General features: G+C 67.1%; 2 protein-coding genes. Both read left to right on the forward strand.

Annotation, left to right across the window (positions count from 1 at the left end; all coding sequences use genetic code 11):
* Positions 1-1,209: leucyl aminopeptidase family protein (locus ABF821_RS15460; RefSeq protein ID WP_415530641.1), on the forward strand; the 1,209-nt coding region annotated here is incomplete at its 5' end.
* 167 nt (positions 1,210-1,376) lie between these two features.
* Positions 1,377-1,784 carry a MarR family transcriptional regulator gene (locus ABF821_RS15465; RefSeq protein ID WP_182974780.1) on the forward strand — a complete coding sequence of 136 codons (408 nt, stop codon included), beginning with the start codon at positions 1,377-1,379 and terminating at the stop codon, positions 1,782-1,784.
* Positions 1,785-1,884 lie beyond the last annotated feature (100 nt).

The following is a 1,884-nucleotide window of genomic DNA, read 5'->3' on the forward strand; positions in this document are numbered from 1 at the left end:
GTGCTGGGCGTGCAGGCGGGGGCGGACCCGTTTCAGTTCGGCAGGCTGGCGAAGGATCTGCCGCCGGGCGCGTGGAAGATCGCGCTGCCTGGGGGCATTGCCCCGGATATCGCGGTTCTGGGCTTCTGCCTGGGGGCGTATCAGATGCCCGCCTTTGGCCGGGCCGCGCGGCCGGAGCGGGAGATCGCGCGCCTGGTCGTGCCGGCCGGCGGGGCCGCCGGGGCGGAGGTCGCGCAGGCGATCCGGCTGGGGCGGGACCTGATCAACGCGCCGCCCAACCTGATGGGGCCGGCCGAACTGGCCGAGGCGGCGCGTACGCTGCTGGAACCGCTGGGAGCGCGGGTGGAGATCGTGAAGGGGCGGAAGCTGGCGCGGGCCTACCCCACCGTCGCGCATGTCGGCGCGGGATCGGAGCGGGCGCCCAAGGTGGTGATCGCGCGCTGGGAGGGCAGCCGGGCCGGAGCGAAAGCCCCGCTGCTGTCGCTGGTGGGCAAGGGGGTGTGTTTCGATACCGGCGGTTATGACATCAAGCCGGCGGCGGGCATGCTGCGCATGAAGAAGGACATGGGCGGGGCCGCCATCATGCTGGCCCTGGCGCATCTGGTGATGACACGCGACCTGCCCGTTCGGCTGGAACTGCGCCTGGGATGCGTGGAGAACAGTATCTCGGGCACGGCCATGCGGCCATCGGACGTGGTGGTCACGCGGTCGGGCCTGACGGTGGAGATCGGCAATACGGATGCCGAGGGGCGGCTGGTGCTGTGCGACCTGCTGACCGAGGCCAGCGAGACGGACCCGGACCTGCTGATCGACGCCGCCACCCTGACCGGTGCCGCCCGCGTGGCGCTGGGCCCGGACCTGCCGGCGCTGTTCAGCAATGACGATGCGGTCGCGCAGGCGATTCTCGACGCCGGCACGTCGTGCGGCGACCCGCTGTGGCGGCTGCCCCTGTGGGACGATTATGCCGCGTGGCTGCGGAGTCCGGTGGCCGATCTGAACAATGTGGCGGCAAAACCTATGGCGGGCGCGCTCACGGCGGCGCTGTTTTTAAAAAAATTCATCAAAACAGGCGTGCGCTGGGCACATATCGATGTGTATGCGTGGAACGATCATTACCGTTCCGGACGGCCGGAAGGAGGGGAAATACCGGTTTTGCGGGCCGTGTACGCATCTTTGTTGCGGACGCTGCCGACAAGGGAAAATACGTAATCGTGAAATAATGAACATGAACGAACTATTCTCATTTCACGGGCTTATATCTGTCGCATTCTGAAACTATATACGGTTCTGGAATGACCGTCGGACCCTGAGCGGGAACGCTGACGGCAAAAATTTTGGGGGGCGTTGCCGACCTCCCCGGGAAAGGCTTTTTCACTATGGCTCAGAACTCATCGACCACCGACCAGCTGGTCAACACGCTGCGCGATACCATCGTTGCCATGGTGCGCCGTGACGGGCCGGATCTGTCGGCCCGCCAGCTTGGCGTCTTCCTGACCTGCTATCTTGAGGAAGGGGCGCATACCGTCCGTGGCCTCGCCGCCGCGCTGAACGTATCCAAGCCGGCCATCACCCGTGCGCTCGACCGGCTCGGCGAGCTGGATCTGGCCCGCCGCAAGGTGGACCCCATGGACCGCCGCTCGGTCCTGGTGCAGCGCACGCTGAAGGGCTCGGCCTATCTGCGCGAACTGCGCTCGATCATGGGCGAGGCCGCTGGTGTGCCCACGGCCGCCCGTACTGCCAAGATCGTGCGCGAAGAGCGCGCGCCGCGTCGCGCCGCCGGCTGACGCGGTGGGGTGGTGGGCCGTGCCGGGCCCCGCCCCGTCCAATAGGTGAGACCCCCATAAGTACGGAATTATTTGGCCGGGGCCCTGCGTGTCCGCTGGT

This window comes from Gluconacetobacter sp., assembly GCF_047721585.1.
Taxonomy (GTDB): Bacteria; Pseudomonadota; Alphaproteobacteria; order Acetobacterales; family Acetobacteraceae; genus Gluconacetobacter; species Gluconacetobacter dulcium.